This window comes from Burkholderia sp. RS01 (assembly GCF_039748055.1).
Taxonomy (GTDB): domain Bacteria; phylum Actinomycetota; class Actinomycetes; order Actinomycetales; family Micrococcaceae; genus Arthrobacter.
Genome location: NZ_JBDLAK010000021.1, coordinates 60,568 through 86,358, shown reverse-complemented (window position 1 = coordinate 86,358; position 25,791 = coordinate 60,568). Strand labels below are relative to the sequence as shown.

Here is a 25,791-nt window from a genome sequence, read left to right as displayed (position 1 = left end):
GCGGCGCTTGACCCGTGGCTGAACTACTACAACACTGAACGCATCCACGCCGCCATCAACAGCACCCCGATCACGCGAGTGTCACTAACCTAATGGCCGGGTACAGCTAGGACCACTCACTCCTGTAGTAAAGGCCGATCCAGGGCGACGCCGTAAGTTCGCCGCCGTCGGCCTGTTGGGCGGTTCCCGCGGGCGTCTCTTCGGATACCGCCCGGCCGGACTGGGGCCATGGCCGCCGGCCGGGAAACATCCCCGATGCCTCAACCGGCCTGTGGCTGGCGTACTTGCTCCGCGGGCCGAAGATTCGCGGCCTGATGCGTCGGCGCATGTGCATTCCTTCCTCGTCGCAGGCTATTGGGAGCGGGGCTTAGGGAATCCGGACGGCCGGCTGCTAGGCCAGTCGCTGTTCGTCGAGTGCCTTCCGGCGCCGTGCGGTTCCCCCCAGGTAGGGTGCCCCAAGCTCCTGGATCGGCGTCCTGTACGTTTCCCGGGAGTAGAACGCGGACCCTGCAGCAATGAGCATGCAGACCGTGCCGAACACGGCCACCGGCACCCAGCCCGCGACTCCCGGGGCCAGCAGCATGCCGGCAATCATCGGCGCGAAGCCGGCGAGGACCAGCCCCAGCTGGTTGCCCATGGCCATACCGGTATAGCGCACCGGGGCGGCGAACTGCTCGGCAAAGAACGCCGGCCAGATGCCGTTGAAGCCCGAGTACAACACGGTCATGTTCAGGAAGGCCGCCAGGAAGACCAAGACGATATTGCCGGAGGAAAGCGCAAGGAAGTACAGGAAGATCGTGACTGAGCAGCCGATCGCGGCGGTCAGCAGCACAGGCCGGCGGCCGATCCGGTCCGCGAGTTTCGCCGCCAGCGGCATGGCGAACATGGATAGGCCGATGGCCACGGCGTTTACGGTCAGGATGGACGCCCGGTCGAATCCCGCGGTGGAAGTGGCGTACGCCAGACCGAAAACCGTGAAAATGGTCTGCATCACGGACATGATGGACATGCCCACGACACGCAGCACGTCCGGAGCCTGGAACCGGAGCACTTCCTTGATGGGCATCGGGGTGACCTGTTTGTGCTCCTGGGCCTCCTCGAAGACCGGTGTTTCGTCCAGGTGCGTCCGGACCCAGTAAGCGATGGCCAGGACCACGATGGAAAGCCAGAACGGGATGCGCCAGCCCCAGCTCATCATCGCTTCCTGGGGCAGGTCGGTGACGGGGATGAACACGAGGGTGGCCAGCACCATGCCGGAGGCATAGCCCGTCATCACGAAGCTGGTGAAGAAGCCCCGCTTGCCCTCAGGCGAGTGTTCCAGCGTGAGGGCGGAGGCTCCTGCCGACTCTGCGCCCGCCGAGAATCCCTGTGCCAGCCGGCCGGCCACCAGGAGGATGGGCGCCCAGACGCCGAGCTGCTCGTAGGTGGGCAGGAACCCGATGCCCAGCGATGCCAGGCCCATGATGCCCAAGGTCAGCAGCAGGATCTTCTTCCGTCCCAGCTTGTCGCCGAAGTGGCCCATGACCAGGCCGCCGACCGGCCGGGCCACGTAGGCGACGCCGAACGTGGCGAAGGCGCCGATCAGGCCGATGGCGGGGTCCGCGGAGGGGAAGAACAGGTGCGGAAATACCAGGGCGGCGGCTGTTCCGTAGATGAAGAAGTCGTAGTACTCCAGCGTGCTGCCGAGGAAGGATGCCAGGGCAGCCTTGCCCGGCGTTTTCCGGGGGGGCCGGCTGGGGGGCTGCCTGCGTTGAGGGTCCGGTATGCATGGGAATCTCCTTAAGACTGCGTTGTCTTAGTGGTGGCCGCAGAGGTGTCCCCGAGGTGGAAGTCCACGGAGAGGATCTGCTGGCTGTTGGGGAACGAGTACGCCTTCAGCGGCTCGTGGAGCGGGTGGGTGTTGTACGCGTCGATGTCCTCGACCGTTTCGAAGTCGGCCACAATGGCGTAGTCGAAGGAGCGGTCGGTGCTGAGGATGTCCGCTCCGTGGCTGAGGCTGAGCATGCCGGGGATTTTGCCGGTCATGTTGTTGAGGCCGTCAATCCAGGCCTGCTTATCGGCGGGCGGGAAGCCCGGCTTGAACTTGAAGAGCACAGTGTGGCGGATCATCTCAGGCACCCACCAGTTCCTTGGTTTGCTCAGCCTGTTCGGCTGAGTCGTACTCCGGTGACTGGCCGGCGATGGTGCGTCCGGCGAGGTAGCCCATGGTCATGATCGGGCCCAGGGTGGCGCCGGCGCCCGGGTAGCCTGCGGCGTAGGCGTTTTCCGTGGTGTTGCCGGCGGCGAACAGGCCGGGGATGGGCTGGTTGTCGACGTCGAGCACCCGGGCCAGCCCGTCGGTTGCCACGCCGCCGTTGGTGCCGAACGCGCCGTTGACCACTTCCAGCGCGTAGAACGGTCCGGACCGGAGCGGGCCGAGCGACGGGTTCGGCCACGGGGTGTCGTCGTCGCCCCAGTACTTGTCATAGGCACTTTCGCCGCGGCCGAAGTCGGGATCCTGGCCCTTGACCGCGTACTCGTTGAACCGGGCCACGGTCGCGGTGAGATTTTCCGCCGGTACGTTGATCTTCGCGGCCAGTTCCTCAAGGGTCGCGGCCTCGGTCAGATAGCCCGGCGTGGGCTGGCCGGCGCGGTGCGCCAGGATGCCGTAGCGCTCCAGGTAGCCGTGGTCCACAATCACGTGGGCCGGGGTGTTGAGGGTCCGGTTCGCGGCAGAGTCCCAGGACTGCAGGCTGCGGGCGAGATCGTTGTAGTTCTGCGACTCGTTGGCGAACCGGCGGCCGTGGCGGTTCACCATGATCGATCCCGGGCCCTGGCGTTCGAATCGGAGCAGGGTGCCCACAGGCTGCCCGTCGCGGGTGTCGCCGGTGACGGACATCGGTGCCCACCAGGCTTCGCGGGTGCCGCGGGTCTGCCCGCCGATGCGCTGCGACATCCGCAGCCCGTCTCCGGTGTTCGAGGGCGGCGAGCACATCGTGTACAGCCGCGAAGCAAGCATCGAGTCGGCCAGAGCCTTGTCCCACTCGAAGCCTCCGGCGGCCAGCACCACGCCGTCGTTCGCCCGGAGGGCTTCGCCGGATTCCAGTTCGACGCCGGTCACCCGGCCGCCGTCGGTCAGCAGCCGGTGCCCCCGCGCACCGGTGACGAGCGCGGCACCATCGCGGACCAGGCTTGCCAGCAGCATCGAGACGAGGGCCTGCCCCTTGGCCACGAGCCCGTCGTCCTGGCGGCCGGCCAGTTCGTCCCACGGGAACTTGGTGAACGCTCCCCAGTTTTCGTACTCCTGCATGGTGAAGGGCGCCCGGCCGTCGCTGCGGACGTGCGCCCTGAGCCCGCCCAGGGCGTCCTTGCTGTTGAACAGTTCGGGCTCCACTGTGCGGCCGCCCTCCAGGGCGCCGGGCAGGTCCTGCCGGTAGTCGGGGAAGTTGTCCAGGAAGATGAAGCGGACGCCGCATTCCTCCTCCACGAACCGGAGCATGCGGTCGCCGTAGTTCAGTGCCGCGTCGAGCAGTTCCTCGCGGCCTCGTCCGCGGGCCACCGCGCGCACATACCTGGCGGCCGCCTCCTTGGAATCGGTGATGCCGGCCTTGCGGGCGTGGTGGTTGTCCGCCACCCAGAGCATGCCGCCGGAGACGGCGGACGTGCCGCCCAGCAGGTCGCTTTTTTCGAGGACGACGACGGACTTGCCGGCCCGGGCGGCGGTGGCCGCCGCGGTGAGGGCGCCGGCGCCGGAACCGACGACGACGACGTCGTAGCTCTCGGAGGCGGTTCCGTTTACGAATTTCATGGTGGTGCCTTTCGGGGGGAGAGTGATTGCGCAGAATCTCCGGCGCGGCGGCCGCTGGGGCTGCCGCGGCCGAAGGCGGCGGGACCGGTTAGACGGCGGTGTAGCCGCCGTCGATCACGAGCTCGGATCCCGTGGTGAAGCGCGATTCGTCCGAGGCCAGGTACAGCACGCCGTAGGCGATCTCGGCCGGCTGGCCCTGGCGGGGCAGAGGGTTGGAGCCGACCAGCTGCTTGTAGTAGGCCTCGGCGCCGATATCGGACTGCTCGGCCGAGCGGCGGCTCATCCGGGTGTCCATGGATCCGGGGTGGATGGAGTTCACGCGGATGCCGTAGTTTCCGTAGGCCGCCGCGTCCGACTTGCTGAGCAGCCGGACGGCGCCTTTGGTGGCGTGATAGAGCGGAACATTCCTGCCGCCGGTGATGCCATGGATGGAGGAGAAGTTGACGATGCTGCCGGCGCCCTTTTCGATCATGCCGGGGACCACGTGCTTGGTCATCAGCCAGACGCCCTTGACGTTGACGTTGAAGATCGTGTCGAAGTCCGTAACGGTCGCCGTGTGCGAGGCGCCGGCGGGGCCGATGATTCCCGCGGCGTTCACCAGGATGTCCGGCGTGCCCAGTTCGTCGCGGACCCGGCGGACGGCGTCGGCGACGCTGGCCTCGCTGGTGACATCGACGTCGTACTCGCAGATGTTTGCGTGGGCCGCGGCAGCGGGGATGCCGGCAACGTCCAGGCTGGCAACGGTTGCGCCGTGTTCAGCCAGGAGGGCGGCGGTGGCGCCGCCCAGGTCGCCGCGGCCTCCGGTGACAATGGCGGTCTTTCCGGCCACGCGGTTAAGTATGGGATTCATGGGGTGCTCCTCGTGCTCCTGCAGCCTCTTCGCTGCGTCCTAGCCAGACTGGCAGGGGAGCTGTGACAGGAACCACACGATTGCCGATGAACGGAAAACCTTACTTTCCGTGGCTCTGGCGCAGCGTTCCCTTCAGCTCGCCACGCCAGCCGAGCGCCCGGGAAATGCCCCGCGCTGCGGCCATCAGGACTGGCACCCGGGCGGCAGCGTTCTCCTCGTTCCGGGGAACCACGACGCTCAGTGCGGCGCGGACGGTGTTGTCGGGTCCGAAGACGGGGACGGCGATGCCGCTGGACTCGGGCACGATCACTCCCGGCATGGCAGCGAAGCCGCGCTGCCGGATTTCGGCCAGGTGCCGACGGAGAACCGCCGGATCGGTCAAGGTGGTTTCGGTGAACTTCGTCAGGGGCCGGGCCAGGAAGGTGTCCTGATAGGCAGCGGGGGAGTGGGCCAGCAGGACCAAGCCGGAGGATGTCGCGTGCACGGGCAGCCTGCCTGCGATCTTGGTGATGTCGACGATGGTTTTGTCGGAGCCCAGCCGCTCGATATACAGGACCTCGTCCGAATCAAGGATGCCCAGGGTGGTGGAGTGCTGCACCACTGCCTGGACGTCCTCCATGAACGGCAGGGCGGCCTCCCGCAGTCCCAGCATCTTGGACCCGCGGGAAACGAGTTCCCACATCCGCGTGCCGATGTGGATGTCGCCGCCGGGTTCGCGTTCGAGGAGCCGTTCGCGCAGCAGATCGTTGACCAGCCGGTAGGTGGTGGTCACGGGCAGCCCGGTCCGGCGCCCCAGCTCGGCGACGCTCATGGAGGTGTGGCGGTCGTCGAACGCGCTCACGATCTTCACGAAGCGGCCGATGATCGACTCGCCCGATGCGGAATTGGCCACGCTTCCTCCTCAGGATTCCCGCTCAATGGTAATCCTCCTCCCGGGCGCCGTTGTCGCCGCGTCTACTTGGGTCTAGCCTCACCCGGCCGCCGCGAGGATGCGGGCGGCCGACTGAACGGAGCAACAATCATGAGCAAGGCAGGAACCATGGGAAAGACAAGTACCGCTAGCACCACAGGAACCACGAACACGACTGTCTGTGATGTGCTCGTCATCGGCTCCGGCGTCGCCGGGATGGCGGCAGCCCTGAAAGCCGCTTCGCAGGGACTGACCGTGATCGTTGCGGAAAAGGAACAGTACTTCGGCGGGACCACCGCCATTTCCGCCGGCTGGGCGTGGGTCCCTGGCAACAAGCAGGGCATGGCGCAGGGCGATACCCGGGCGGCCGCGGAGACGTACCTGAAGAACCTTGCCCCGGAGACATTCAACGAAACAGGCGTTCGGGACTTCCTGGATACCGTCCCTGAAGCGATCTCCTTTTTCGAGGACGAAACCGAGGTGAAGTTCACCTACCCGGAGAAGTCCCCGGACTACCAGATGGACCTGCCCGGCGCGAAGCTGTCCGGCCGTGCCATCCTGCCGCAGGATGTTGACGAGCGGGTGCTCGGCGACAAACGGCTCCTGATGCAGCCCTACATGAGTTCCTACACCGTGTTCGGCTACATGCCGCAGGTGGGACCCGACATCAACGAGTTCTTCCACGTCAACCAGTCGGTCAGCTCGTTCGTCTATGTGGCAAAGAAGCTGCTGCGCACATGGGCTGACGCCGCCCGGTACAAGCGCCCGGTCCTGCGTACCAACGGGAACGCCCTGATGACCCGCATGGTGAAGAGCGCCGACGACCTGGGCGTGCGGCTGTGGAAATCGTCGCCAGCCCTTTCGCTGACCAGCGACGACGCCGGAACCATCACCGGGGCGGTGATCGGCGGTGAGCACGCGGCCACGGTGACGGCGCGGCTCGGCGTCATCCTCGCCGCCGGAGGTTTCTCGGGCAACACGGAACTGCGGCAGCGGTATTTTCCGCACGACGCCGACGGCGACGATCACTTCACGCCGACAGTTGGCCACGGCGGGGACGCCGCCATCCTGGCGATCAGCGCCGGCGGGCACATCGACGATGCGGTGTCCAGCGTCGGTTCGTGGGCGCCTGTGACCGTGTTCAAGTACCTCGATGGCAGGCAGCGACTCTTTCCGCACCTCCGGGCGATCGGCCTGCCGGGCCTGATCGCCGTCGACCGTCACGGCAAGCGCTTCGGAAACGAAGCGCTGAGCTACCACGACTTCGGCGGCGCAATGATCGGACACAACCAGGACGAGGACAAGACGCTTGGCTACGTGATCGGCGACGCGAAGACCATGCACAAATACGGCATCGGCTACGCCAAGCCCTGGCCGATGCCCCGCGGCTATTTCTACAGGACCGGATACCTGGTCAAGGGGGACACCCTCGCGGAGCTGGCAGGAAACCTCGGCATCGACGCCGGGGGCCTCGAAGCGACGGTGGCTGACTTCAACCCGGCAGCGGAGCGCGGCGAGGATCCGGCGTTCGGCCGCGGCTCAACGCTGTACAACCACTTCCGGGGCGATCTGGAGCACACGCCGAATCCGAACCTCGCCCCCGTGGGCAAAGGTCCGTATTACGCCGCGAAGATCCAGATGGGAGACCTCGGCACCTTCGCCGGAGTCGGCGTCAACGAGCACTCCGAAGTCGTCACCGCCGACGGAACGGCCATCCCGGGCCTCCTTGCCGTCGGTGCGGCCGCGGTAAGCGTCTTCGGCGGCGGCTACCCGGGATACGGCTCGCACATTGGGCCGGCCCTCGTATTCGGCTACCGGGCGGGCCGCGACATCGCCAGACTCGCGGCCGGCCGGGGTGTGGGGCGCGCGGCCACCGTGGAAGCCTAGAGCGCCGGGCCGGAGGCGTCCATGGCGAACTCCCCATCGGGTGAATCGGTCATCAGCCGCGTGGTGCGGGTCATGGCCGCGTTCGACCGGGACGTGCCGACCATGACTCTCTCCGGCCTGGCCCGCCGCGCAGGCCTGCCCCTCACCACAGCTCACAGGCTCGTGGACGATCTGGTCCTCCACGGCCTGATCGAGAGGCTGCCGGACGGGAACCTGCGTTCCGGGATGCGGATGTGGGAGCTGGCAGCACGGGGTTCGCGTGCGCTGAATCTTCGTGAGCTGGCGCTGCCCTTCATGGACGACGTCCAGGCAGCCGTGCACCAGCACACCACGCTGGCAGTGCTGGACCACGGCACGGTGCTCTACGTGGAGCGTCTGTCCTCGCCTAAATCCAGCCTGGACGCGGCCCATATTGCCCAGAGAATGCCGATTCACGCCGCCTCGTCCGGCCTCGTGCTGCTGGCTTTCTCGCCGCCTGGCTTCCAGGACGAGGTGCTATCAGGTCCGCTGGCGCCGGTGACGCCCGAGACCGTCGTTGACCCGGCCCTTATCCGGAAGCACCTGGCCGAAATCAGGCAGCGCGGCTACGTGGCCCTGCCGGGCATCGGCGTCACCGAATGGACCGGCATCGCCGTGCCCGTCTTCGGCCCCGGCAAGACCATCGCTGCCGCGCTCAACGCGATTGTTCCGCGGCAGGAAGCCGCCGTTCCGGTGACCGTCCCCGCGCTCCTGACCGCGGCAAACGGAATTTCACGGGCTTTGAAGGCCTCCGCGGTGCCCCGACCCTAGCCGTCACCCTGCAGTGCCGTCTTCGTCGCCAGTCCGGCGGCGGACTTTCACAACCGATGAACGGAAGTCCTGTGGGTGCGGAAACGGTGAAGTCGGCAAGGTGAATTGAGACGTAAATCACGTCGACGCAATCCGGAAAGAAGGACAATGATGTCTGCCCCTTTGACAGAAACTTCCTCGGCGACCGCGGGAGATGAAACAGGTCTGCCGCCGTATTCGCACGAACTGAGCTGGCCCGAGGGCATGGCGCCGTTCAAGGTGGTCGATGACGGAACGCAGGGCGATCCGTACGCCCACTATGCATGGATGCGGGACAACGCCCCCGTGCTTCGGGCCCATTCACCCGTTTCGGAAGTCTATTTTATCTCCAGGTACGACGACGTCCGCCGGGCCATGCGGGCCCCGAAAGTCTTCTCCTCCCAGGTTGTGGACCCGGTTCCGCTGACCTTCCTCACCCTCTTCGACGCCCCCAATCACACCAGGCTGCGCCAAGTCGTCGCCCAGGCTTTCATCCCGAAGGCTATTGCCCGCTTCGAGGACCGGGTCCGTGAAAACGCCGAAAAATATCTGGCCCCGATGCTCGCCGCCGGGGGCGGCGACGCCGTGGACGACTACGCCATCCCGCTCAGCATGTCCACCATCAGCGCCTTGCTCGACGTGCCCGCCGAGGACTTCGACAAAATGAAATTCTGGTCCGACGAGACTTTCAGCTACTTCGGCCGGCTCGCCCGCAATGCCCAGGGCACCGGCACCGACGAACAGAGCACCTTCGAGTTCTTCGCCTACCTGAAAGACGCCATGGAGCGGCTCTACCGGGAGGAGAGCGACTCCGTCGGCGGCCACATTGCCCGGATGTGGAAGGGCGGCTTGCTCAGTGAGAAGGAAGCCAAGGAACTCTGTGCCTTCGTCTTCGTCGCCGGCCACGACACCACCACCATCCTGCTGGCCAACGCGTTCCGCGTCTTCAGCGAGCAGCCCGGACTGCTGGACCGGATCCGACGGAACCCGGACGACGCGGGCCTCTTCGTCGAGGAACTGGCCCGCTACCGCGGAACGGTGCAGCGGGCAAGCCGGATCACCACGGAGGACGTGGAGGTTTCCGGCGTGACAATTCCGGCCGGCGCCATCGTCCGCCTCCTGCCCGCCGCGGCGAACCGGGACAGCAGCAAGTACCCCGACGGCGAGCGCTTCGACATCGACCGCAACACCGACGGCCACCTTGGCTTCGGCCACGGCGTCCACAGCTGCCTCGGGGCACCCCTCGCGCGGCTTGAAGTCCTGGTGACCGTCAAGCTGCTCGCCGAAAAGCTCGGATCACTGGCCCTGCATCCGACGAAGCCGATCGAGTACGTGCGCGGAAACAACCTGACCAACTCGGGGCCGGAGCATCTGCACGTGACGCTGGAGCAGTTCGATGCGTGACCGCGAACCGGCTAGGGAAGCCACTCCTCCGGTGATTGTCGTCGGCGCCGGGCACTCCGGTGTCGCTGTCGCCGCGGGACTCCGCGCCCGGGGCTGGGAGGGCGGCATGCTGCTGCTCGACGCGCAGAAGGAGACGCCCTATGAACGCCCTCCGCTCTCCAAGGAACTCCTGAAAGACGGGGCGCCGGATGAGTCCGCAGTGCTGCGCAAGGAGAAGTTCTACGAGGACAAGCGCATTGACCGGCTGAGTGGCATCACCGCGGAGTCCATCGACAGGAAGGGTTCGGCTGTCCTGCTGTCCGACGGCAGCCGTCATGCCTACCACCGGCTCGTTATCGCTACGGGCTCGCGGGCCAGGCCCCTCACGGTGCCAGGGGCCGGGCTCGCCGGCGTCCAGTCGCTGCGAACCCGGGACGACGCCCTCGAGCTCAAGCGGCTGCTGGTCCGGGGAGCCCGCGTCGCCATCATCGGCGCCGGGTACGTCGGACTTGAAGTGGCAGCCGCGGCCGCATCCAAGGGCTGCGAGGTCACGGTGCTGGAGTTCCAGGACCGAGTGATGAGCCGCGTGACCTCCGCCCCCGTATCGCGTCACTTCGAACAGCTCCACGAACGGCACGGTGTCCGGTTCATCTTCGGCGCAGCGATCACGGCGATTGACGGAGTCGCGCGGGCCGAACGCGTGGTCACCGCCGACGGCACCGTCGTCCAGGCCGACGTCGTTCTGGCCGGAATCGGGGTGCTGCCCAACCAGGAACTGGCCGCGGACGCGGGGCTGGAGTGCCGGGACGGCATCCTCGTGGACGGGGACGGCCGGACTTCTGACCCCGCGATTTACGCCACCGGGGACGTCACCCGATTCACTAGCCCGATCGACGGCGCCAGCCAGCGCCTGGAGTGCATTCAGAACGCGCAGGCCCAGGCGGACCGCGTGGCGGCCCACATCACGGGCCAGCAGGCAGCGGTTCCGGAAATCCCCTGGTTCTGGACCGTCCAGCACGGTGTCCGGCTGCAGACCGCAGGGGTGCGCCACCCGGACGACGACGTGATCGTGCGCGGCGAACCCGCGGGCGGGAGGTTCTCCGTGGTCTACCTCCGGAACGGCCGCCTGGCCGCCGTCGACACCATTGCGGGCCTGACGGACTTCCGGCCGGCCAGGAAGCTGATCGCCCTGGGAGCGCGGATCGACCCGAGGCTGGCAGCGGACCCCAGCATTTCCCTCGCCGACGCCATTTCCACCCGCCCCAACCCCACAGACGCTGTCCCTACGGCAGCCCGAATCTAAGGAACAGTCATGAGCAACAACAAACTGACCGTGATCGACCGGCAAGGCTCCACCCACGACCTCGAATGGGAGCCGGACCAGACCCTGATGGAAGCCCTGCGTGACAACGACCTTCCGGTCCTGGCCTCGTGCGGCGGCACCGCCTCCTGCGCAACCTGCCACGTGTTCGTGGAGAAGGAGGTCTTCGACACCCTCGGCGAGCGAAGTGAGGATGAACTGGAGCTGCTCGTCGAAGCGGAGGGTTACCGGGAATGCGGCTCCCGGCTCTCCTGCCAGCTCGGCTTCAGCCGGCATCTCGACGGAGCCACCGTCACCTTGGCGCCCGAAGAATAGCTCCCCCCGTTTCGACGGTTCCCTGCGCACCCGATGTTGCAAAGCGTCGAGCCGGCAGGGAGCCGTCGAAGCGGCGCGGGGGAGGAGCTAGGCAGGCGGGTCCGTGACCGTGACGCGCACGGCACAGGCATCCGCGGCTGCCTTCTTCAACACCGCCGCCCGGGGATCGGGGACGTCGAGGTAGGCCAGGCGCGGCACCCGGGCATAGGCGTTGAGAGGCGGCTCGTCGAGCACCAGCTCGGCCATGCCCCGGTCGCCGCCCGGAACGATGTACTCGATGACCTGCCCGGCAAAAATCTGCCCGGCGAGTTCCGCCACCGCCTCCACCATCGCGTCGGCCTGGTTGGCGCGGCGCCGCGCGTACCTTTGCTGCGACTGGCCGCCGGCCGCCGTGCGCGACTGTACATACTTCGAACCGGTCTTGGCCGCCAGGAGCCTGCCCTCACTCGCCACGGCGACTCCGTACCCGCCGCGGCGGATGAGCACCAGCCCGATCCGCCGGGGCTGCGACGCGAGCGAAGCAAGCCGGGCCACCAGGCCGGCGCCCCGTCCGGGGCGGCCGTCGTCCGGCCACGGGGCCTGGAGCAGCGCGGTGGCGCCGTCGGCCGCAAGCAGACGCACGCCGTCGTCGTGGTCCTCAACCTCAATCTCACCGTGGCTGGCGCCGAAGCGATCCACCCAGCCGGCAAGCCTTTCTCCGGAGATGAACGCGGTCCGCGAGGCGGCGGCAGGACGGCCGCCTGATGCACTGCTGTGTGGCATGGCCGACTTCCTTGCTCCCGGTACCGGACTTTGCCCGATGAATCTATGAGTAGCCTATCTATGTGGATGATCTCTTCGGCCCGGGGCCGGACAACGAAGACGGGGACGACGGCGACGCCTCGCCGTCCGGGCGCCCAAGCGGCGGCCCGCTTGGCGGGCGGACGGCCTCGCCGCGGAGCCCGCTGGCTGTCCGGATGCGGCCGCGCACCCTGGATGACGTCGTGGGTCAGCAGCACCTGCTGGGGCAGGGATCGCCTTTGCGCCAGCTGGCTGCGGGCACCGATGCGGTCGGACCGGCCGGTCCAAGCTCGCTCATCCTCTGGGGTCCGCCCGGCACCGGCAAGACGACGCTGGCGCATGTGATCGCGCGCGGGCCCGGGCGCAAGTTCGTGGAACTGTCCGCCATCACGGCCGGCGTCAAGGACGTGCGCCGGGTCATGGACGAGGCACTGACCGCCCGCGACCTGTACAAGACCACCACTGTCCTGTTCCTGGACGAGATCCACCGGTTCAACAAGGCGCAGCAGGATGCGCTGCTGCCCGGCGTCGAAAACCGCTGGGTGGTGCTCGTGGCGGCCACCACCGAGAACCCGTCCTTCTCCGTGGTGTCGCCGCTGCTGTCCCGCTCGCTCCTGCTCACGCTTAAGCCGCTGACCGACGCCGACATTGAAGGCCTGCTCCAGCGTGCCGTGGAGGATGTCCGGGGGCTGAACGGCAAGGTCCGGCTGACCGCTGACGCCCTGGCCCACCTGGTCAGGCTCTCCGGCGGCGACGCCCGGCGCGCCCTGACCGCCCTCGAAGCCGCCGCCGGAGTGGCCTTCGGCGATGCGGACGACGTCGGCCCTTCGCCAGGCGGCGACAGCGCCGACGGGGGCGACGCATCCGGCAACGCCGGAGAGGGTGAAGCGGACGACGGCGGAACGGTCACCGTTGAACTGCGCCACACCGAGCGGGCGCTCGACGTCGCCGCGGTCCGGTACGACCGCGCCGGCGACCAGCACTACGACGTCGCCAGTGCGTTCATCAAGTCCATCCGGGGTTCCGACGTGGACGCGGCGCTGCACTACCTCGCCCGGATGCTGGAGGCGGGGGAGGACCCGCGCTTCGTGGCCCGCCGCATCGTGATTTCCGCCGCCGAGGACGTGGGCATGGCTGACCCCACGGCCCTGCAGACCGCCGTGGCTGCCGCGCAGGCGGTCCAGCTAATCGGCATGCCGGAAGGGAGGATCGTCCTCGCCGAGGCCGTGGTCCACCTCGCCACGGCGCCGAAGTCCAATGCCGCCTACATGGGGCTGAACAAGGCCATTGCGGACGTCCGGGCAGGCCTGGGGAACGGAATCCCCGCGCACCTGCGGGACGCGCACTACCCGGGATCGAAGCAACTGGGCCACGGGCAGGGGTACAAGTATGCCCACGACGCCCCGCACTCCGTGGCCCGCCAGCAGTACCCGCCGGATGACCTTGTGGGCCGGGACTACTACGTGCCCACCGCCAACGGCGCCGAGCGGGACATCGCCATCCGGCTCGAACGCCTCCGCAAGATTGTCCGGGGCAAGTAAGCACTCTGGTAAGATTGATGCTTGTCTGGCAAGGCGCGGACGCAAAATCCACCAAATTCACGTTTGATGAGGTTATGCCTGCGCCCAGTAGCAAAAGGCAGCGGTTGGCCGATGCTCTCCATCGTGGAGGCCAGTAACACTGACACACCGCAGATATTGGAAGGACACAAGTGGCTAACAACACTCGTGCTCGCCGTACCGCACGCCTCTCGCGTGCACTCGGCATCGCTCTGACCCCCAAGGCCGCCAAGTACATGGAGCGCCGTCCCTACGGCCCCGGTGAGCATGGCCGTGCCCGCAAGAAGCAGGACTCCGACTACGCCGTACGTCTGCGCGAAAAGCAGCGTCTGCGCGCCCAGTACGGCATCCGCGAAGCCCAGATGACCCGTGCCTTCGAAGAAGCACGCCGCACCAAGGGCCTGACCGGTGAAAACCTGATCGAACTGCTCGAAATGCGTCTCGACGCCCTCGTGCTGCGTGCAGGCTTCGCCCGCACCATCGCCCAGGCCCGCCAGCTGGTTGTGCACCGCCACATCCTGGTTGACGGCATCCGCGTTGACCGCCCGTCCTTCCGCGTCAGCGAGGGCCAGCTGGTTCACGTTCACAGCCGCAGCGAAACCATGCCTCCGTTCCAGGTTGCAGCAGCCGGCGCGCACCGCGACGTCCTGCCCCAGGTTCCGGCCTACCTGGACGTCAAGCTTGACGCCCTGCAGGCACGCCTGGTCCGCCGCCCGAAGCGCTCCGAGGTCCCCGTGACCTGCGAAGAGCAGCTCGTCGTCGAATTCTACGCACGCTAAATTTCCGGCAGCGTACACAAGGAAGCCCGTGGCAAGCGCCGCGGGCTTCTTTGTATGTAAGGTACTTGGGGGACATCCGCGGCTGCAGCACGCTGCCGCCGCGGACCATGTACCGTTCCACGGAGTTTCAAGGAGATGAACGTCTATGTCTGGTGGCGATATTGCCGGCCTGATCGCGGCCGGGGTATTTGCGCTCCTGGTCCTGTTGCTTGCTGTCCCGATCCTCAAGCTGGGGCGGGTGTTCGATGAAGTGCGGACCTCGATCCGTTCCATCAGCGACGGCGCGACCCCACTCATGGACGAAGTCACGGCGACGGTCTCCACCACCAACCAGCAGCTGAAAAAGGTGGACGGCATCGCGTCCAACGTTTCGGACGCCTCGGCGAACATCTCGGCGCTGTCCTCCCTGGTTGCCGCCACGGTGGGCTCGCCGCTGATCAAGGTTGCCGCCTTCAGCTACGGCGTCCGCTCCGCCTTCGCCGCCCGCAAGAAGCCCGCCGCCGGCCGTCGCAGCCGCTAGCCCCCCGGAGAACTGAAAATGAAAAGACTTGTCTGGATGGGAATCGGCGTGGCCATCGGAGTCATCGCCTTCCGCAAAGTCACCGAGGCCCAGGCGAACCTGGGGCCCGAAGGCCTGAACCGCGCCGTGGGCCGGCTGGCCGACGGCGTCTATGACTTCGCCGACGCGGTCCGCGCCGGAATGCACGAGCGGGAGACCGACCTGCGCACCGCTCTCGGCGTCGAATCCCAGGACGTTGTGCGGCGCTAGCCGCCGCTGCGGGAGAATTAAACCGGCAGTAACCGTTGTTCCGGACCTGCCATCTGAATCAAACTGTCACGCGGCAGAACGCGTGAACCAAGAAGGGTAAGTAATCAGCTCATGAAGTCGCAGGAGATCACCAAGCGCTGGATCGACTTTTTCGTCAGCAAGGGCCACACCGCCGTGCCCTCCGCCTCCCTGGTCTCCAGCGACCCGTCCCTGCTGTTCACGGTCGCCGGGATGGTTCCGTTCATTCCGTACCTGACCGCGCGCGAAGAGGCCCCCTTCAACCGGGCCACCAGCGTGCAGAAGTGCATCCGCACCGGCGACATCGAGGAAGTGGGCAAGACTGCCCGCCACGGCACCTTCTTCCAGATGTGCGGCAACTTTTCGTTCGGCGATTACTTCAAGGAAGACGCCATCAAGTTCGCCTGGGAGCTGCTCACCACGAGCGTTGACGACGGCGGCTACGGCCTTCCGCCGGAACTGCTGTGGGTGACCGTCTACGAAGAGGACGACGAAGCCAAGGACCTCTGGCTCAAGAACACGGGCGTCCCCGCCAGCCGGATCCAGCGCATGGGCAAGGCTGACAACTACTGGCACACAGGCCAGCCGGGACCGGCCGGCCCCTGCTCGGAGATCTACTACGACCGCGGCCCCGCCTACGGCGTCGAAGGCGGCCCCATCGCCGACGAAAACCGCTACGTCGAAATCTGGAACCTCGTGTTCATGCAGTACCAGATCGACAACGTCCGCTCCAAGGACGACTTCGACATCGTGGGCGAGCTGCCCAAGAAGAACATCGACACCGGCCTGGGCATGGAGCGCCTCGCCATGATCCTCCAAGGTGTCGAGAACATGTACGAGACCGACCAGGTCCGCCCGGTCATCGACAAGGCCTCCGAACTCTCCGGCAAGGAGTACACGTCGGCCGAAACGGCTGACGATCCGCACCACACGGACGACGTCCGGATGCGCGTCGTCGGCGACCACATCCGTTCGGCGCTGATGCTCATTGCCGACGGCGTCACGCCGTCCAACGAGGGACGCGGCTACGTGCTGCGCCGCCTGATCCGCCGTGCCGTCCGCTCGATGCGCCTGCTCGGCGTCGAAAAGGCCTGCCTGCCGGACCTCTTCCCCGCCTCCCGCGACGCCATGAAGGGCGTCTACCCGATCGTGGCGACCGACTTCGACCGCATCAGCCGGATCGCCTACGCGGAAGAGAAGGCGTTCCTCCGGACCATCGCATCGGGCACCGCCCGCCTCGAAGATGCTGTGACCGAGTCCAAGGCCGCCGGCCGGCCGCTCTCGGGCGCCGATGCATTCGCCCTGCACGACACGTACGGCTTCCCGATCGACCTCACCCTCGAGATGGCCGAGGAAGCCGGGCTGAAGGTCGACGAGCCCGAGTTCCGCAAGCTCATGCTCGAGCAGCGCAAGCGCGCCCAGGCCGACGCCAAGGGCAAGAAGGGCGCCCACGCGGACGTCAGCGCCTTCCAGGAGCTGCTGTCGGAGGGGGAGACCGTCTTCACCGGCTACACCGACCTCGACGGCGAATCCCGCGTCCGCGGGATCCTCAGCGCCGGCCGCAAGGTCGCGCAGGCCGCCACGGGCGACGAGATCGAACTGATCCTCGCCGAAACGCCGTTCTACGCCGAAGCCGGCGGCCAGGCTGCCGACACCGGCCTCATCACCGGTGACGGGTTCGTCGTCGAAGTTCTCGATGTGCAGCGGCCGGTCAAGGGCCTCAGCGTCCACAAGGCGATCGTCCGCGAGGGTGAAATCGCTTCCGACGCGCTGGTGCGCGCCGCGGTGGACCGCGAACGCCGCCATGCCGCCGAGCAGGCGCACACGGGAACGCACATCGTGCACGCGGCCCTGCACCAGATCCTCGGCCCGGAAGCCACCCAGCGCGGCTCCTACAACAAGGCCGGATACCTGCGCTTCGACTTCGCCTGGGGTGAGGGCCTCAGTGCCGCCACCCGTTCGGAGATCGAGGAAGTGTCCAACTTGGCCATCCGGAACAACTTCCGCGTGGACACCAAGGTTATGGGCCTCGCCGAGGCCAAGGCGCTCGGCGCGATGGCCCTGTTCGGAGAAAACTACGGCAGCGAGGTCCGTGTCGTGGAAATCGACGGCGCGTGGTCCCGCGAGCTGTGCGGCGGCACCCACGTCTCCAACACGTCCCTCATCGGCAGCCTGTCGCTGCTGGGCGAACAGTCCGTGGGATCGGGCAACCGCCGCGTCGAGGCATTCGTCGGCATGGACGCCTTCCGCCACCTCGCCGCCGAACGCGCCCTCGTCACTGAGCTGACCGAAATGCTCAAAGTTCCGTCCGGCCAGCTGGCCGACAGGATCGCCACGACCCTGACCAAGCTGAAGGCCACGGAAAAGGAGCTGGAGCGGCTCCGCAAGGAAAAGCTCACCGCCGAGGCCGCCCAGCTCGTGGGTACGGCCAAGGACGCCGCGGGCGTTCGGGTCATTGCGCACGACGCCGGCCAGGTCAGCGGCGCGGATGACCTCCGCGGACTCGCCATGGACCTGCGGAACCGCCTCGGTTCCGAGGCTTCCACGGTGGCTGTGGCAGGAGTCAGCAACGACCGTCCGGTCATCCTGGTCGCCACGAACGAAGCCGCACGCGAGGCCGGCGTCAAAGCCGGAGCACTGGTCCGGCTTGCTGCCGGCATCCTCGGCGGCGGCGGGGGCGGCAAGGACGACGTCGCCCAGGGCGGCGGCACCGACGCCTCGAAGGTCGGCCCGGCGCTGGCGGCTGTCGTAGATGCCGTAACACGGCGCTAGCAGATCCGTGACCTCATCCGCTGCGTCCCACGTCTACCCCCAGGGCATCAAACTGGGGGTCGACGTGGGCACCGTCCGTGTCGGCGTCGCCATCTGTGACCGCGACGCCATCCTGGCCACGCCGTTCAAAACACTGGACCGCAACCCCAAAAAGAACTCAGATGTCCGCGTGATTGCGGCGTTGGCGGCCGAGCGGGGTGCTGTGCAGATTTTTGTGGGCCTGCCGAGGACCATGAAGGGGGAAGAACATGCCTCCGCCCGCATGGCCACGGAGTACGCCCAGCTGCTGGCAGAGGAGCTTGTCCGCACCGGGCTGGACGTGCCCGTCAACCTCGTTGACGAGCGGCTCAGCACCGTCACAGCCCACCGACACCTTCACGAAGCTGGCATGAGCAGCAAAAATCACCGTAAAGTGGTGGATCAGGTTGCGGCTGCGGGAATCTTGCAGCACGCCATCGACATGCAAAAAGCCAGGGGAACGGATGTGGGGAGCCGCGTACGCGCGCTTTCCCAGCCGGGGCTTACCGGAGACGCCGCAGCAGGCAATGCTGAGCAGGCTGTCCCGGTGCACGACACACAATCTTCAGAGGATGGAAGGCTACAGTGAGCCCGGTCAATAACGACGACTCCTCCGGCAGGACCCTCAGGGACGCCGGACGGCCGCTGACGCGCAAGGAAATCCGTGCCCGGGAGAAGGCCCTCACGGCGGAATCCGGCGACGTCGTTCCCGAGCACGCCTACGAGTCCGGCGAGGACACCGCACCGGAGATGTTCGGGCAGCCCGCGCCCACCCAAACTGCCTCCGCCGCTCCCGGGCCCGCTCCGCAGCGCGCCCCCGAGCCGGTGACGGAGCCTGAGCCCGTGCCCGCAACGGTCGCCGTGCCCCGCGTGCCGCCTGTTCCGCCCACGGTCCAGGAACCGGCCGTGCAGGAACCCGCCGCCGAGGAAGCAGCCGTCCACGCTGACGAACACCCGCATCACCCCGACGAACACCCGCATTACCCCGACGAGCACCTGCACCACGCTGACGAGCATCTGCACCTTGCTGACGAAGGCCTGCACCATGCTGACGCCGCAGGGGCCGGCTACCAGGACCACCACCATGACGTCCATGATGATGCGCACCACGACCCGTACGGGGACCATGACGCTCTTGAACACGAGGCAGTCGGGCACCAGCTGCTGGCCAATGCGGACAGCGTGAGCACGGTGCCCCGGCCCTCCAAGAAAGTACGACGCCGGCGCCGCCTGGTGGCGCTGCTGCTGTCCCTCGCACTTTTCGTCACTGCCGCCGTCGTGGGGGCCCAGTTCCTCAAGCCGCTGCTCGGTTCCGACAAGGCAAGTGACTATCCCGGTCCCGGGACAGGCCAGGTGAAGGTGGCAGTCCTGCCCGGCGAAGGGCCCGTCTCGGTTGCCGCGAAACTTGAGGATGCCAGGGTGGTAGCCAACGCCGACACCTTCGTCTCCGCGCTGGCCGCCTCAGGCGGCACCCTTGCTCCCGGCGAATACGACTTCAAGCAGGAAATGAAGAATGCCGACGCCGTAGCCGTCCTGCTGAACGCCGAACAGTCCAAGGTCATGTACGTCGCGCTCAGCGCCGGACTCCGGATCGGCGAATCGCTGCAGGCAATCTCCGAAGGTTCCGGCATACCGGTATCCCAGCTGAAAGCGCTCAGCGATTCGCCCAAACAGTTTGGCCTCCCCGCGACGGCCAAAAACCTTGAGGGCTACCTTGCCCCGGGCGAGTACAGGTTCCCGCTCGGAACCACGCCGAAGGCGATGCTGACGTCCCTGGTCAAGAGCACCACCGACGAGCTGAAGAAACAGGGCGTCACGGACCCCGCCAAGCAGTATGACGTGGTTACGGTCGCGAGCATCGTGCAGGCAGAGGGCGGCCAGGCCGAGTACAAGGACGTTGCGGGCGCCATCTACAACCGGCTCAAGCCCAACAACACCGAAACCAACGGCCTCATCCAGTCGGATGCGACCGTCACGTACGGGCTGGGCAAGAAGACCTTCCACATCGACGAATCGGAAAAAGCCGACAAGTCCAACCCGTACAACACTTACGCCATCAAGGGACTGCCGGCAGGCCCGATCGGCTCGCCGGGCAAGAACGCCATCGATGCCGCGGCCAAGCCGAACAAGAACGATTACCTGTACTGGGTCACGATCAACCTCGACACCAAGGAAACCAAGTTCTCCAAGACGCTGGCAGAACACAACGGGTACGTCGAGCAGTACAACGCCTGGTGTGAGGCCAACCCGGGCCGCTGCGTATGAGCCTGCGTGCTGCTGTCCTGGGGCACCCGATTAGCCACTCCAAGTCGCCGGCGCTGCACCTGGCCGCCTATGCGAAACTCGGCGCGGACATTGGCTACACCGCCATCGACGTGACGGAGGAGTCCCTGCCCGCGTTCATGGAGTCCGTCCGGGCAGAACCGGGCTGGCGCGGGCTGTCCGTGACCATGCCGCTCAAGAAGGCCATGGTCCGCGAAGTGGATGAGGTCCGCGGAGTGGCACAGGTGCTGGGCGTCATCAACACGGTCGTCTTCGAAGGTGCGGGGGAGTCCGCACGGCGGCTCGGCTACAACACGGACGTCGCGGGCATCGTCAACGCCTTGCGCAACGCCGGAGCGGCCGAGGCACCTGTGGCCGTGGTCCTCGGCGGCGGCGGGACCGCGGCGGCGGCCGCAGCCGCGCTCCGGGAACTCGGTGCACGGTCGGTTGCCGTCTACGTCCGGGACACCGGCCGGGCGGCCGAAGTCAGGGCCGCCGCAAGCGGCCTGGCGATGGAGATCGCCGTGCGCCCCATGACGGAAGCTGTCGCCGCACTGGCCGGCGCCGACGTCGTAATATCCACCTTGCCTCCCCGGGCCGCGGACGGCATGGCGGCAGAGTTTGAGGCGCTGGGCGCGCCGGCGGACGGCGTCCTGCTGGACGTCGCCTACGATCCATGGCCCAGCAGGATCGCGGCCGCCTGGGAAAGCCGCGGCGGAAAAGTGGTCGCCGGCCTGGAGATGCTGCTGTACCAGGCTGTTGAGCAGGTCCGCTACTTTACGGGCCGCGACGACGCCGCCAGCGCGGAAGTCATAGATGTGATGTGTGACGCAGTCGGGGCTCCCCGGCGCGTGTACTGACCGCCAGACATGGCAGGATGGATTGTATGTTGCGTTGGTTGACTGCCGGTGAATCCCATGGTCCGGCACTGGTCGGAATTATCGAAGGCGTCCCCGCAGGTGTTGAACTCACCAGCGGGCAGATTGCCGATGCCCTGGCGCGCCGCCGCCTCGGCTATGGCCGCGGTGCCCGGATGAAGTTCGAGCAGGACGTGGTCACCATTCTTGGCGGAGTCCGCCACGGCATCACGCAGGGCGGCCCCGTCGCCATCCAGGTGGGCAACACCGAATGGCCGAAATGGGAGCAGATCATGTCTGCCGATCCCGTGGACCCCGGGGAACTCGCCGATCAGGCGCGCAACGCCCCGCTCACGCGTCCCCGCCCGGGCCACGCAGACTTCACCGGCATGCAGAAGTACGGCTTCGATGAGGCCCGTCCGGTGCTTGAACGCGCCAGCGCCCGCGAGACCGCCACGCGCGTCGCAATGGGAACCGTCGCCGCACAGTTCCTGAAGCACCTCGGCATTGAACTTGTCAGCCATACGGTGTCCATCGCCAGCGTGACGGTCCCGGAAGGCCGGCCCCTGCCGGTCCCGGACAACGTCATTGCGCTCGACGCCGACCCCCTCCGCTGCTTCGACCGTGAAACGTCGGACGCCATGGTGGCAGAGGTTGACGCCGCCCACAAGGAGGGCGAAACGCTCGGCGGTGTGGTGGAGGTCCTGGCCTACGGGCTGCCCCCGGGACTTGGCAGCTACGTCCACTGGGACCGCCGCCTGGACTCCAGGCTGGCCGCCGCGCTAATGGGCATCCAGGCCATCAAGGGCGTCGAAGTGGGGGACGGGTTCCTCACTGCCGCGCGCCGCGGATCCCAGGCCCACGACGAAATCATCAAGGACGCGGACGGCAAGATCATCCGCACGTCCAACCGTGCCGGCGGCATCGAAGGCGGCATGAGCATCGGCGACGTCCTGCGTGTGCGGGCCGCCATGAAGCCGATCGCCACCGTGCCCCGTGCCCTGAAGACCATCGACATCAGCACCGGCGAACCCGCCAAGGCCCACCACCAGCGTTCAGACGTCTGCGCCGTTCCGGCCGCCGGCGTCGTTGCTGAGGCCATGGTTGCACTGGTCCTTGCCGAGGCCGTCACCGAAAAGTTCGGCGGCGATTCCGTGGCCGAGACCGCCCGCAACATCAGGGGCTACCTCGACAGCATTCCGGCGTCGCTGGACACGATCGGACGCTAGTGCCTTCGAGCAATACACCCTCTGCTGCGGGGGGCCGGCCCATCGTGCTGATCGGCCCCATGGCCGTCGGCAAGTCAGCGATCGGGCAACAGCTGGCACAACAGCTGGGCGCCCACTTCGTGGACACCGACGCCGTCATCGTTGAAAGCCACGGCTCCATCGCGGACATCTTCGCGGGCCGCGGCGAGCGGGTGTTCCGGGAGATTGAGGCACGCACTGTTGCCCGCGTCGTCGAGGAAGCGGCCGGCACTGCCACCGTCATTTCGCTCGGCGGCGGTTCGGTCCTGGATTCAGGAACCCAGCAGCTGCTGGACCGGTGCACGGTGGTCTACCTCGAGTGCGACGCGGAGACGGTCGCAGCCAGGATTGCGAGGAATTCGGGCCGGCCGCTGCTCGCCGGCGACGGGATCCGCCGCTGGAAAACGCTGTTTGCCACCCGGAAACCCGTCTACGAGCGCCTCGCCGACGTCGTTCTCGACGTCCGCCGGGGGACGGTGCCGGAGCTGGGACGCCGGCTCGAAGCGGCGCTCGGCGCTTTCCTTGCAGGTGCGGCCACCCCGGCTGCGGACAACATCAGCGCGGGATCCATCACCGCGACTACGGCGGCCGGGCAAGACGCGGCCGCGAAACAGGAAGTTGAGAAGTGAGCGAATCAACCGTCATCAAGGTCACGGGCGAGTCTGCCGGCGACAATTACGACGTCGTCGTTGGGCGCGGCCTCCTGGGCACCCTCCCGGAGCTGCTCGGTGAGCGCGTCCGGCGTGTCCTGGTCATCCACCCCCGGGCGCTCCGGCTCACCGGAGACACCGTCAGGGACGAACTCGCCGCGGCGGGATTCACCGCACTCACCGCCGAGATCCCGGATGCCGAAGAAGGCAAACACATCCAGGTGGCCGCTTTTTGCTGGCAGGTGCTGGGCCAGAACGACTTCACTCGTTCCGACGCCGTCGTCTCGGTCGGGGGAGGGGCCGTCACGGACCTCGCCGGCTTCGTTGCCGCGACCTGGCTGCGCGGCGTCAAAGTCATCCACATGCCCACGAGCCTCCTCGGCATGGTGGACGCCTCGGTGGGCGGCAAGACCGGCATCAACACGGCCGAAGGCAAGAACCTTGTGGGCGCGTTCCACCCGCCCGCAGCTGTCCTCGCGGACCTTGACACGCTGAACACGCTGCCGAAAAACGAGATGATCTCCGGCATGGCGGAAGTCATCAAATGCGGCTTCATCGCCGATCCGGCCATCCTCGATCTCGTGGAAAAGGACCCGGAGGCTGTCACCGACCCCGGCTCCGACGCCCTCCGTGAGCTCATTGAGCGTGCCATTGCCGTCAAGGCCCGGGTGGTGTCCGAGGACCTGAAGGAATCCGGCCTGCGCGAGATCCTCAACTACGGACACACCCTTGGCCACGCGATCGAGCTCGTCGAGCGCTACTCCTGGCGCCACGGTGCGGCCGTCTCGGTGGGCATGATGTTCGCCGCCGAGCTCTCCCGCAGCGTGGGCCGCCTCAGCGACGCCGACGCCGACCGCCACCGGAGCATCCTCGAATCGCTCGGACTGCCCGTCACCTACCGCCGCGACCGCTGGCAGGGACTCCTCGACGGCATGCGCCGCGACAAGAAATCACGCGGTGACCTGCTCCGGTTCGTGGTGCTCGACGGCGTCGCGAAGCCCGGCATCCTGGACGTTCCGGACACCTCGCTGCTGTTCGCCGCCTACCAGGAGATTGCCTCCTGATGCGGGAGTTCGACGGCGGCACCATCGAGTGGCCCGCCGGCGGCTTCCCGGGAATCAGGATCAACCCGGAAACCCTGCTGCCGGAGATCACCAACGACGAGGCCTGCGCTGCGGCCCTTGAGTCGTCGACCGACCCGGCGGACCGCGTGTTCGTGCTCCTCGTCGAGGGGCACGCGTCGGACGCGGCGGAACTGCTCGCCGAGGCGCGGTATAAGGACCCGGAGTCGTTCCGGCTCCGGACGTTTGAGGCCGAGGTCCTGCGCGTGTCCCACCGCTTTGACCGCGCCGTTGAGCTGTTCAAGCAACTCCTCGCGGAGGTGCCCGGCACGCCGAACGAGGCACTCGTGCACCAGTACCTCGGCAGGACGCACTTCGTTTCCGGCCACATCGGTGCGGCCGCGGAGTCGTTCGCCCGGGCGCTCGACCTAAGGGTTGAGCAGTCAGCCGACGCGGCGCTCATCTATTCGTCGACAGTGGCGCTCCAGAGGGCACGCGACGTCCTCGATCTGGCCTCCTGACAGCGGCCGCCGGACGGGGCCGAACGAGGCCGCCCGCAGGTCCGCTAGAATGGTTCTTGGATTTTTGATAAATACACGCTGGCGGGCCGATCGGCATGCCTGCTTGGCATACGGCTGGCAGCTAGAAGCAGTCAGATACAAACCAGAGGAAACCAGTGGCAACCACAAACGACATCAAGAACGGAACCGTCCTGAAGCTTGAGGGCCAGCTCTGGAACATCATCGAGTTCCAGCACGTCAAGCCAGGCAAGGGCGGCGCGTTCGTGCGCACCAAGATGCGCAACGTTATGTCCGGCAAGGTGGTCGACAAGACCTTCAACGCCGGCCTCAAGATCGAGACCGCCACCGTGGACCGCCGCGATTACCAGTACCTGTACCAGGACGGCGCGGACTTCGTCTTCATGGACACCCAGGACTACGACCAGATCACCGTTTCCGGTGCCACGGTGGGCGACGCCACCAACTTCATGCTCGAAAACCAGATGGTCAACATTGCCATCCACGAAGGCACGCCGCTGTACATCGAACTGCCGCCGAGCGTTGTCCTCGAAATCACTTACACGGAGCCGGGCCTGCAGGGCGACCGCTCCTCCGCCGGAACCAAGCCGGCCACCCTTGAGACCGGCTACGAGATCCAGGTGCCGCTGTTCGTCGAGAACAACACCAAGGTCAAGGTCGACACCCGTGACGGCAGCTACCTGGGCAGGGTAAGCGAGTAGTGAGCGCCCGCGGTAAAGCCCGTAACAGGGCCCTTGACGTCCTCTTCGAAGCGGAGCAGCGCTCCGTTTCCGCCTTTGACGTGCTGCGCGCGCGGCGGGAGAGGACCGACCAGATAGTCAACCCGTACACCCTCGAAATCGTCGAGGGCGTCGTTTCACTGCAGCCCGCCATCGACGAGTTCCTGGAAACGTACTCACAGGGCTGGACCCTGGAGCGAATGCCGTCCGTGGACCGCATCATCCTGCGGATCGGCACCTGGGAACTGCTCTACAACGACGACGTGCCAGACGGCGTCGCCGTCAGCGAAGCGGTGGCCCTGGCCAAGGTGCTGTCGACCGATGAGTCGCCGTCGTTCATCAACGGCCTGCTCGGGCGTCTCCAGCAGCTGAAGCCTTCACTGCTGGCCTGACCCTACGAAGGTCAACAGCACGTAAAGAGAGCCCCGGCCAGTGAACTGAACTGGCCGGGGCTCTCTGCTGCCCGCGTCAGGCAGGTTCTTCCGTCCGACGGCGGCTTCG

26 protein-coding genes are annotated in these 25,791 nt (G+C 66.9%); 19 read left to right on the top strand and 7 right to left on the bottom strand.

Annotated elements, in window-relative coordinates; genetic code table 11:
• Positions 1–106: 106 nt before the first annotated feature.
• From ABFP37_RS17965 to ABFP37_RS17940, 6 genes are all read right to left on the bottom strand, one after another.
• The gene (locus tag ABFP37_RS17965; protein ID WP_078027892.1) at positions 107–328 is read right to left on the bottom strand and encodes a hypothetical protein; all 222 of its coding nucleotides are present in this window, start codon (positions 326–328) and stop codon (positions 107–109) included.
• Between the two features lie 63 nt (positions 329–391).
• Positions 392–1,699, bottom strand: a complete 1,308-nt coding sequence (locus ABFP37_RS17960) for an MFS transporter (protein WP_347034375.1) — start codon at positions 1,697–1,699, stop codon at positions 392–394.
• Positions 1,700–1,779: 80 nt separating this feature from the next.
• Entirely contained in the window at positions 1,780–2,109 is a 330-nt protein-coding gene (locus tag ABFP37_RS17955; RefSeq protein ID WP_078027890.1) for a Dabb family protein, read from the bottom strand.
• Position 2,110: 1 nt separating this feature from the next.
• Positions 2,111–3,787: an FAD-dependent oxidoreductase gene (locus ABFP37_RS17950; RefSeq protein WP_347034372.1), complete on the bottom strand. Its 1,677-nt coding sequence runs from the start codon at positions 3,785–3,787 to the stop codon at positions 2,111–2,113.
• 88 nt (positions 3,788–3,875) lie between these two features.
• Positions 3,876–4,637 (bottom strand): SDR family oxidoreductase, encoded by a 762-nt coding sequence (locus ABFP37_RS17945; RefSeq protein ID WP_078027888.1) that lies wholly within the window; start codon positions 4,635–4,637, stop codon positions 3,876–3,878.
• A gap of 100 nt (positions 4,638–4,737) precedes the next feature.
• Positions 4,738–5,529, bottom strand: coding sequence for an IclR family transcriptional regulator (locus tag ABFP37_RS17940; protein WP_078027887.1), 792 nt, complete (start codon positions 5,527–5,529; stop codon positions 4,738–4,740).
• Positions 5,530–5,676: 147 nt separating this feature from the next.
• Between ABFP37_RS17940 and ABFP37_RS17935 the strand changes: the two genes are divergently transcribed.
• The 5 genes from ABFP37_RS17935 to ABFP37_RS17915 all read left to right on the top strand — a co-directional run bounded on the left by ABFP37_RS17935 (position 5,677) and on the right by ABFP37_RS17915 (position 11,260).
• A complete protein-coding gene (locus tag ABFP37_RS17935) occupies positions 5,677–7,434 on the top strand; it encodes an FAD-dependent oxidoreductase (RefSeq protein WP_347034371.1) in 1,758 nt (585 codons plus the stop codon).
• Between the two features lie 21 nt (positions 7,435–7,455).
• Positions 7,456–8,223: an IclR family transcriptional regulator gene (locus ABFP37_RS17930; RefSeq protein WP_078027886.1), complete on the top strand. Its 768-nt coding sequence runs from the start codon at positions 7,456–7,458 to the stop codon at positions 8,221–8,223.
• A 162-nt stretch (positions 8,224–8,385) separates the two neighbouring features.
• Entirely contained in the window at positions 8,386–9,645 is a 1,260-nt protein-coding gene (locus ABFP37_RS17925; RefSeq protein ID WP_347034370.1) for a cytochrome P450, read from the top strand.
• Positions 9,638–10,927: an FAD-dependent oxidoreductase gene (locus tag ABFP37_RS17920; protein ID WP_347034369.1), complete on the top strand. Its 1,290-nt coding sequence runs from the start codon at positions 9,638–9,640 to the stop codon at positions 10,925–10,927. The genes ABFP37_RS17925 and ABFP37_RS17920 overlap by 8 nt, the downstream gene beginning before the upstream one ends.
• Before the next feature lie 9 nt (positions 10,928–10,936).
• Positions 10,937–11,260, top strand: coding sequence for a 2Fe-2S iron-sulfur cluster-binding protein (locus ABFP37_RS17915; protein WP_078027883.1), 324 nt, complete (start codon positions 10,937–10,939; stop codon positions 11,258–11,260).
• Between the two features lie 87 nt (positions 11,261–11,347).
• Here ABFP37_RS17915 and ABFP37_RS17910 read toward each other — a convergent pair whose 3' ends face one another.
• Positions 11,348–12,022, bottom strand: a complete 675-nt coding sequence (locus ABFP37_RS17910) for an acVLRF1 family peptidyl-tRNA hydrolase (protein WP_347034368.1) — start codon at positions 12,020–12,022, stop codon at positions 11,348–11,350.
• A gap of 62 nt (positions 12,023–12,084) precedes the next feature.
• On the opposite strand from ABFP37_RS17910, the gene ABFP37_RS17905 reads away from it, so the two are divergent.
• The 14 genes from ABFP37_RS17905 to nusB all read left to right on the top strand — a co-directional run bounded on the left by ABFP37_RS17905 (position 12,085) and on the right by nusB (position 25,682).
• A complete protein-coding gene (locus ABFP37_RS17905) occupies positions 12,085–13,581 on the top strand; it encodes a replication-associated recombination protein A (RefSeq protein WP_347034367.1) in 1,497 nt (498 codons plus the stop codon).
• Between the two features lie 170 nt (positions 13,582–13,751).
• Positions 13,752–14,378: a 30S ribosomal protein S4 gene (gene rpsD / locus ABFP37_RS17900; RefSeq protein ID WP_078027880.1), complete on the top strand. Its 627-nt coding sequence runs from the start codon at positions 13,752–13,754 to the stop codon at positions 14,376–14,378.
• A 145-nt stretch (positions 14,379–14,523) separates the two neighbouring features.
• The gene (locus ABFP37_RS17895) at positions 14,524–14,898 is read left to right on the top strand and encodes a DUF948 domain-containing protein (protein WP_078027879.1); all 375 of its coding nucleotides are present in this window, start codon (positions 14,524–14,526) and stop codon (positions 14,896–14,898) included.
• 18 nt (positions 14,899–14,916) lie between these two features.
• The gene (locus ABFP37_RS17890; protein WP_185982253.1) at positions 14,917–15,147 is read left to right on the top strand and encodes a DUF6167 family protein; all 231 of its coding nucleotides are present in this window, start codon (positions 14,917–14,919) and stop codon (positions 15,145–15,147) included.
• A gap of 111 nt (positions 15,148–15,258) precedes the next feature.
• Positions 15,259–17,937, top strand: coding sequence for an alanine--tRNA ligase (alaS, locus tag ABFP37_RS17885; protein WP_078027877.1), 2,679 nt, complete (start codon positions 15,259–15,261; stop codon positions 17,935–17,937).
• A 7-nt stretch (positions 17,938–17,944) separates the two neighbouring features.
• Positions 17,945–18,544, top strand: coding sequence for a Holliday junction resolvase RuvX (gene ruvX, locus ABFP37_RS17880; RefSeq protein ID WP_347034366.1), 600 nt, complete (start codon positions 17,945–17,947; stop codon positions 18,542–18,544).
• Positions 18,541–20,220, top strand: a complete 1,680-nt coding sequence (mltG, locus tag ABFP37_RS17875; protein ID WP_347034365.1) for an endolytic transglycosylase MltG — start codon at positions 18,541–18,543, stop codon at positions 20,218–20,220. The genes ruvX and mltG overlap by 4 nt, the downstream gene beginning before the upstream one ends.
• Positions 20,217–21,077: a shikimate dehydrogenase gene (locus tag ABFP37_RS17870; RefSeq protein ID WP_078027874.1), complete on the top strand. Its 861-nt coding sequence runs from the start codon at positions 20,217–20,219 to the stop codon at positions 21,075–21,077. Before mltG ends, ABFP37_RS17870 begins: the two co-directional genes overlap by 4 nt.
• A gap of 26 nt (positions 21,078–21,103) precedes the next feature.
• The gene (gene aroC, locus ABFP37_RS17865; protein ID WP_347034364.1) at positions 21,104–22,303 is read left to right on the top strand and encodes a chorismate synthase; all 1,200 of its coding nucleotides are present in this window, start codon (positions 21,104–21,106) and stop codon (positions 22,301–22,303) included.
• A complete protein-coding gene (locus ABFP37_RS17860) occupies positions 22,303–22,950 on the top strand; it encodes a shikimate kinase (protein WP_078027872.1) in 648 nt (215 codons plus the stop codon). Before aroC ends, ABFP37_RS17860 begins: the two co-directional genes overlap by 1 nt.
• Positions 22,947–24,035 (top strand): 3-dehydroquinate synthase, encoded by a 1,089-nt coding sequence (aroB, locus tag ABFP37_RS17855; protein WP_056635230.1) that lies wholly within the window; start codon positions 22,947–22,949, stop codon positions 24,033–24,035. The genes ABFP37_RS17860 and aroB overlap by 4 nt, the downstream gene beginning before the upstream one ends.
• Positions 24,035–24,553 carry a tetratricopeptide repeat protein gene (locus ABFP37_RS17850; RefSeq protein ID WP_347034363.1) on the top strand — a complete coding sequence of 173 codons (519 nt, stop codon included), beginning with the start codon at positions 24,035–24,037 and terminating at the stop codon, positions 24,551–24,553. The genes aroB and ABFP37_RS17850 overlap by 1 nt, the downstream gene beginning before the upstream one ends.
• Before the next feature lie 155 nt (positions 24,554–24,708).
• Positions 24,709–25,272 (top strand): elongation factor P, encoded by a 564-nt coding sequence (gene efp, locus ABFP37_RS17845; RefSeq protein WP_056635236.1) that lies wholly within the window; start codon positions 24,709–24,711, stop codon positions 25,270–25,272.
• Positions 25,272–25,682, top strand: coding sequence for a transcription antitermination factor NusB (nusB, locus tag ABFP37_RS17840; protein ID WP_078027870.1), 411 nt, complete (start codon positions 25,272–25,274; stop codon positions 25,680–25,682). Before efp ends, nusB begins: the two co-directional genes overlap by 1 nt.
• The last annotated feature ends 109 nt before the right edge of the window (positions 25,683–25,791 follow it).